General features: G+C 36.8%; 8 protein-coding genes. 3 read left to right on the plus strand and 5 right to left on the minus strand.

Going from position 1 to position 6,820, the window contains the following annotated elements:
* Window positions 1-181 precede the first annotated feature (181 nt).
* Window positions 182-652: a hypothetical protein gene (locus FTT94_RS15885; RefSeq protein WP_004870960.1), complete on the minus strand. Its 471-nt coding sequence runs from the start codon at window positions 650-652 to the stop codon at window positions 182-184.
* Window positions 649-1,620, minus strand: a complete 972-nt coding sequence (mobQ, locus tag FTT94_RS15890; protein WP_087528904.1) for a MobQ family relaxase — start codon at window positions 1,618-1,620, stop codon at window positions 649-651. The genes FTT94_RS15885 and mobQ overlap by 4 nt, the downstream gene beginning before the upstream one ends.
* 363 nt (window positions 1,621-1,983) lie before the next feature.
* On the opposite strand from mobQ, the gene FTT94_RS15895 reads away from it, so the two are divergent.
* Window positions 1,984-2,268: a mobilization protein gene (locus FTT94_RS15895; RefSeq protein WP_180171101.1), complete on the plus strand. Its 285-nt coding sequence runs from the start codon at window positions 1,984-1,986 to the stop codon at window positions 2,266-2,268.
* On the opposite strand, the gene FTT94_RS15900 is transcribed toward FTT94_RS15895, so the two are convergent.
* The 3 genes from FTT94_RS15900 to FTT94_RS15910 all read right to left on the minus strand — a co-directional run bounded on the left by FTT94_RS15900 (window position 2,265) and on the right by FTT94_RS15910 (window position 5,811).
* Window positions 2,265-2,561, minus strand: coding sequence for a hypothetical protein (locus FTT94_RS15900; RefSeq protein WP_087528905.1), 297 nt, complete (start codon window positions 2,559-2,561; stop codon window positions 2,265-2,267). The genes FTT94_RS15895 and FTT94_RS15900 overlap by 4 nt on opposite strands.
* A complete protein-coding gene (gene repM / locus FTT94_RS15905; protein WP_026438545.1) occupies window positions 2,558-3,490 on the minus strand; it encodes a replication initiation protein RepM in 933 nt (310 codons plus the stop codon). The genes FTT94_RS15900 and repM overlap by 4 nt, the downstream gene beginning before the upstream one ends.
* A 752-nt stretch (window positions 3,491-4,242) precedes the next feature.
* The gene (locus FTT94_RS15910; protein ID WP_159124549.1) at window positions 4,243-5,811 is read right to left on the minus strand and encodes an ATP-binding cassette domain-containing protein; all 1,569 of its coding nucleotides are present in this window, start codon (window positions 5,809-5,811) and stop codon (window positions 4,243-4,245) included.
* A gap of 381 nt (window positions 5,812-6,192) precedes the next feature.
* Between FTT94_RS15910 and FTT94_RS15915 the strand changes: the two genes are divergently transcribed.
* The gene (locus FTT94_RS15915) at window positions 6,193-6,486 is read left to right on the plus strand and encodes a type II toxin-antitoxin system RelB/DinJ family antitoxin (RefSeq protein ID WP_004870963.1); all 294 of its coding nucleotides are present in this window, start codon (window positions 6,193-6,195) and stop codon (window positions 6,484-6,486) included.
* Window positions 6,479-6,760: a type II toxin-antitoxin system YafQ family toxin gene (locus FTT94_RS15920; protein ID WP_001129137.1), complete on the plus strand. Its 282-nt coding sequence runs from the start codon at window positions 6,479-6,481 to the stop codon at window positions 6,758-6,760. Before FTT94_RS15915 ends, FTT94_RS15920 begins: the two co-directional genes overlap by 8 nt.
* The last annotated feature ends 60 nt before the right edge of the window (window positions 6,761-6,820 follow it).

Raw genomic sequence — 6,820 nt, forward strand, 5'->3', positions numbered from 1 at the left:
TAGGCTTGTTGGTGACGATATTTTAGAACTGCATCAGTTGGATAGCCATTCCGAAATTTTTGGATGACTATCGCTCGATGCTTTGAAAGATGGCTTTAGCCATGTTTCAAAGTCGGGCAACTTTGCGACTGCTGTCATTGATTCGGTGATGGCAAGAGCCGAGCAAAGTACTGTCTAATCATTATTTTGGGTCAATCACACAATAATCCTTATTCGCTCCGTGACAGTCATTTTTCATGATGCGAACGCAAGACTTCCCATTGCAATTTTTAATATCTAGGCTGTATTTTTGTTCTAGCCATGCAACGTCTGCTCTACGCTGTTTGATTTCGTCCATGCTCGGCACATATAAAAATAATGCTAAAAAGAAAACGATCAGCAAGCTAACAAAAGCACTGGCGTAGATTGCCATGAATCGCCAGTCAAGTTGATTGGTTGCATTGTTTAATTCCCGAATACTGTTGTTGAGTGCGTCTATTTGCTTCTGATTGGCGTTTTTTAGGTGTTTTTCGGTCTTATTGAGTACTCCGCTAGCCACTTCCTTGTAAAACGCTTCTAATCGCTTGTTATCGTCTGCTATGGCTTCTCGATACTCTTTCATAGATGCCAGTAAAATATAGAGCTGGTCATCTAGGTCGTTTTGGTTGCTCATCGGTACATTCCGCCCTGATCTAAGTCTTGTGATGCTTTACGGTTGGCTCGCTCGGCTTGCTGTTGCTCTAGTTTTTGCTGTCGTTGTATTTCGGCTTGGCGTTCTTGTTCTAGGCGTTTAGCTTCTTGGTTTTTCTGCCATTGCTCGAAGCCTTGCTCGGCACGGTTTAAACCACGCTGTAAAACGCTGTCTGTGCGCTGTTGCTGTTGTTTGAGGTGTTGGGCGTTGTGTTGCTTCACATGGTCGTTATAACGGCTGATTTCGGTGTCTATGCCTTGTCTACGGAGTTGAGTGACCGAAGTCCCCTCATGAATGGTGGCTTGTAGTCCATTGTTCTGATCGGCATAGCTGCGGTGGTCTATTTTTTCTCGGTAGCCTGCTCGCTCCAGTGCGTGATTGGCTAAGTCCGCCCATGTTTCCCGAATCTGTTTGATGTCGTCTTGGGTTGTTCCCATATTTAGGCTTTTGCGTTTGGCATTACTTAACTCAATATCGGTTTTTGTCGTCAAAGTGAGTTTATTGTCAGGGTCTAATTCAGCTTTTCGGGTGGTCAGCATGATATGGGCGTGATGGTTTTTATCATTTCCGCCTTTGCTGGGTTCGTGAATGGCTAAATCTGCGATCACGCCATAGCGATCAACAAGTGATTGAGCAAACTCTTTTGCCAAGTCCTTACGTTGATCAGCGTCTAATTCATCAGGTAGGGCAATGACCCATTCTCTAGCAGTTCGAGCATCTTTGCGGTTTTCGGACTGTTCCGCCAAGTTCCACAATTCGCTACGGTCTATTTCTATATCAAGGTTAGACACAATTTCGCTATGGGCGACACCATCCTTTCTCGTAAAATCGTGGGTTAGTCCTGTTCGTTCATCTTTGAGTTTTTCCCCTGCACGATAAGCCATAGATGCAACGGCAGTTCTTCCCGAACTGCGGTTAACGGTTTTGGTTGTACAGTGGTAAATCGCCATTAAATTTTCCTTGTGGCATCCACGTATTGATTACATTTCGGGCATTCTTTTCTAATAGTTTGAATGGATACTCCATTCATTTGCTCTATAAGAATTTTAGGTAATTTGTATAAAAATTCATTCCCACAGTTTGAGCATATAAAAATATGCTGTTCATCAATATTGTATTTCTTCATTTGCTTTACCGCTCTTGCTTTTGCTTTTGGGGTTAAGGGGTGTCCCCCTTACGCATCTTTTGACTTGAATGAAATTCAAGTCGTAAGTGCGCATTTCATGAAAAACACGATAGCATATTACCCGCTTGAATTTCAATTCATAGGGTCTTATGCTTGAGTGGTTTTCTATATTCCGAAATTAACCGTTATGTCTAAATCTGCTGAAAATATCGAAAAGAAAATTGAAGCCCAGTTAGAGAAGCTGAAACAGTTAAAAGCACAGAAACAGGCTATTGAAGCAAGAGAACGTACCAAAAAGAAAGAACAGGAGCGCAAGGATGATACTAGGCGTAAAATTTTGCTCGGTTCTTACTTGATTAAGAAAATGCAGGCAAATGAAGCCAATAAAGAAAAAATACTCGCTGAACTCAACGAATATTTAACAGAAAATAGAGATCGACAGCTTTTTGATTTGCCCGATATTGAAGCCTAATTTTTCTTAGCTGTTTGGTTGTTTTGTTCGGCTTGATACTCTGGAATGAGCGTATTTAAAACCTTTTGAATATTGTCCTTGTCCTCGATTTGTAAATTATCCCGATAGTAAATTAAGTTCTGTATTTTGCTTTCCATCTGCATTTTTTCGGTGGGTTCGGCATCTTTGGATAGTCGGGATAATAGGAAGATATAACCGCATATATTTTCCCTCGCAATTTCATAATTTACGATGTCGAGGTATTCAACGGTCACATGCTTTAGATCGGTTGATAGGTTATTTAATTTAATCATGGCTGAAATCCTGATTTTTCTAAAATTGGATAAAGCTCTCTGAATTTTTCAGGCTCTAAAAGCATATCAGCGATACGAATAGCAAATTGTTGGTAGCTTTCTGTACCTTGTGAATATTTCCCCATTTCAGGCATTTCTGACATTTTTTTTGCAAATAAATGGCGTTGTGCATCGGTCATTTTGATAAAAAAGTCAGGTGTGTTTGGGTCACGCTTAGAATCTAATTTTTTCGGTTGTTGTTTCTGCTTAAACTTGAATGAAAACCCAGTAATTGTACGCCCTTTCTTGTGTTGCTCATAAGTGGCTTTTATGTCTGTATGTTCATTGATTTGAGTAATGGCAGTTTCTAATACACGGCTTTTAAAATGGTGCATACGTTGATATTCATCATCTTCAACACCTAAATTTTTACGTAATTGTTGTAGTTCAAAAACAGGTGTTTTACCAACTTCACGCCAAGCGATTAATAACTCATAAAGTCTAGTAGCATACTTACTGGTTAGGTGTGCAACTTGTTTGGCTTCATATTTTGTAAAGTGTTCTTCTAATCTAGTGATTAAAGGAACTACATCAGGTGCGAAAGTAATTTCTAGTAATGCCAAATCATCTACATAAAAAATACGGCTTACCCAGCGAGAGCGAACGATACCTACCTTCCCTGTTTTTTTATATTCGGCTGTATAGCTAAACTGCCTGTTAAATAGATTATTTACGGCATCTTTCAGGGCTTTGTAGGATGCATCAGGTGATACATTAAATAGTTTTGCATAGTCACTAGCATGTATTTCTAGTTTGCTATCTGCCGTAATACCCCGCCCTAATTCCCTTGCATTAATGATTGCAAGCATGACTAAACGCTGTTCCGTTAGTTCTAAATTATAACTGGCGTTTATTAATGCATTATCTTTCACAACTAAACCATTCTTCATATTAAATACACGTTATTATTAATGTGTATTTACACACTATATATTTTATGTGTGTAAATCAAGAGAATTTGTGTGCTTATACAAGAGAATTTGTGTGCTTATACAAGAGAATTTGTGTGCTTATACAAGAGAATTTGTGTGCTTATATAAGCTGTAGTCCTCTAATATCAATGTTTTCAGCTTATCTAAAAGCATTTAAAAGCTTTAAAAATAATTAAAAGCCTTTCGAGAGGGGAGTGCAAACTGCCCTAGGTACTCGCTAAAGCTCGTACTCTATTGAAGCTCGTTCCTCGCTTCGTGGGGCAGTTTTTGGGTAATCCTATTTGTGAAATCTAAAAGCAAAAATATTGGTAATGTATTCGCTTCGCTCATACTTTTTGAAAAGCAAAAGCTCCAAAGTTCGCACCCATTCGGGATGCTCTGTACCTACCGTTTAAAATCGAAAGGGAGCTTGTAATCAGAGAAAAGGCGAGGGCGAAATTTTGATGATGCTCAATCGCTCGTAGACACTCGCTCGGTTCTTATTATCTAGGTTTTAATTATTTAATTGAGCTAATCAAAGTTGTGAAACATTGATTAAATAGTAGGCGTGGAACGTGACAAATCATTAAAAAAGCCCGAACAGTGATGTTCGGGCTATCAACTAGAAACTACAGCGTTGAATTATAAGGATAATTATAAAGCATTTCGTATAAGGTGTATTATGTTAATTTTAGTAGAACTAATAAATCTATATATTTGAAAATGTCATTTTACTCAATTAAATACTCTTCAGATATTTCACACTGTTCAACAAAAAAATGATCATGTGAAACTAAAATTACAGCGCCCTGATATTGGCTAATAGCCTGCGATAGAAGCTCTCTAGACTCAATATCTAAATGATTTTCTGGTTCATCAAGCAATAATAAATCAATACCATCAGGATAGTGACTCATTGCTAATAATGCGACTTTCAATTTTTCACCACCACTCAGTTCTGATAGTTTTAATAAAGCTTTTTCACGACGAATACGTAACTGACCTAACAAATTTCTCCACTCAACTTCAGTAAGATTGGAGTTATAAAGTGCAAGGTTTTCGATTACGGATAAATCATTATTTAATAAACTAAAGTTTTGATCTAAATACAAACATGTTCCACTAAAGAAAATATCATCACGTTGATGGGTAGAAATCAATTTCAATAAGGTTGATTTACCAATTCCATTAGCACCTTTAAGATGGATTTTTTCGCCAGCTTTCAATGCAAAATTAATTTTATTTGTTGCTGTATGGGGTAGCTTTAAATCATGAATTCTTAAAATCTCTCCTTGCTTCGTACTCTGTAAGTGGAATTCAAACTTCTGAGCTTTGATTTTTTCTACAATGGTCTGCCTATTAATCAGACTATTTTTCAAATCATCAGTTTGTCGAGTTTGTTGGGCACGTAGCTTACCTAAGCTTTGTCCAGCATTTTCCTTTTTGAAATCTAGAAAAATCTTTGCTTGAGAATTAGAATCACGAAGTTCATTGCCTTTAGATTGACGTTTATTCGCTTTCATTAAGCTATCATGTTGCCGTTGTTTTAACTGCTTTAATTCTTTTTTCTCATTATTAATAGACTGAGTTAATGCATCCATGTGTAGCTGATGCTGTTGAATGTAATGCTCATAATTACCTTTGTAGTGTTGTAAGCCTAATTCAGTTAAAGCATAAATATGTTGGACTTGATTGAGTAATTGGCGATCATGACTAATCAGGCATACACCACTAGGGTGTGCCAAAATACTCTCAATTAACCATTGTCTAGATGTTGAGTCTAAATGGTTGCTTGGTTCATCTAAAAGTAGATAGTGATCCTTTTTTAAAAACAAACGACATAAAGCCAGCTTTGTTTTTTGTCCTTCACTCAGTTTTTCTGTTGGAAAGTTCAAATCCGTAGGTAAGTCAGCATTTTCAAGTATATTTTGCCATTTTTGTGGTAAATCCCAGGTATTTTCAACTAACTCATAATCATCAAAACTAGCTGTATTGTTCTCTATACGCCGAAAAGCATGATGTAAATGATCTACCTCTAATGCTTGTGCAATATTTTCAGCATTAAGGCGTTCTAATTGTGCCAAATAATCATGTTGGATATTCCATGAAACTTGACCACTATAATGAATATCTAAAGCTTGGCTTTGATCTAATATTCTGAACAATAGGGATTTACCTAAACCATTACGTCCAATTAATGCAGAAACCTGTCCTGATAAAAGCGTAATGTTTAGCTGATCAAACATTTTCTGTGTAGAAAATTCTAAATTTAAGTTTGAAGCAATACATGCATGTTGCATAAAAAATTCCTCATGTAGAGGATATGCAAAATAGTGAAGATTAACTTATAAAAAACAATATATTATTTAGGATATAAAGTAGAGACCAAGAATATATAGCCACAAGTAGAATCTATTTTGCACATCAAAAGTTTAAAAATAATGATGAGAAAATGACTTACTTCATTGGCGTTACTCTTGGGAGGATGATTTGAATAAGGTTATTTTATAATGATAAGACAATCTGTCAAGCTTGTACTAAAGCTTCTAAAAGTTATTTAACATAATGGCTGTTATACGAAATTCAGTTGTCAGAAACCATTTATTACATCAAAAGTAATGAAAAAGTAAAGAATATGACTTATATTATCTTTACTTTAATGGTTTTTGAGTGAGGGAATCATGTCCGCAGTCAATTTCAATATGCGCTTAGAAGCAGAGTTAAAAGAACAAGTCACCCCAATTTTGGAAGACTATGGTTTGACTATGCCTCAAGCATTCAAACTGTTCTTGAATCAAATCGTTAAAACTAAAGCGATTCCTTTGTCTTTTGACTATGCACGAGAACCTGCTTTAACTCCTAAAGCAGCAGCCAAGTTACTTCAATCTTTAAAAGAGATTGAAAATGGCGAGTACACCGAGTACGAAACGGTAGAAGAAGCGATTAAAGCTATGTCGGAAGAAGCACATGGCTAAACGTAAGATTATCGTAACCAGTTCTTTTAAACGTGATATTAAAAGACGTTATTTAGAACTGGTTACGGCTGAATGGGCAGAAGTATTAGATTGTTTAGTCGCAAATAATCCTTTGCCTGAAAAGTATTTAGATCATCCCTTGAAAGGTGGTGCAGAGTTTAAAAATTGTCGTGATTGTCATGTGAAGCCTGATTTAGTCTTGATCTATAGGCTTGTTGGTGACGATATTTTAGAACTGCATCAGTTGGATAGCCATTCCGAAATTTTTGGATGACTATCGCTCGATGCTTTGAAAGATGGCTTTAGCCATGTTTCAAAGTCGGGCAACTTTGCG

Origin of the sequence: Acinetobacter sp. YH12027, from assembly GCF_013420085.1 — a bacterium.
GTDB lineage: Bacteria > Pseudomonadota > Gammaproteobacteria > Pseudomonadales > Moraxellaceae > Acinetobacter > Acinetobacter amyesii.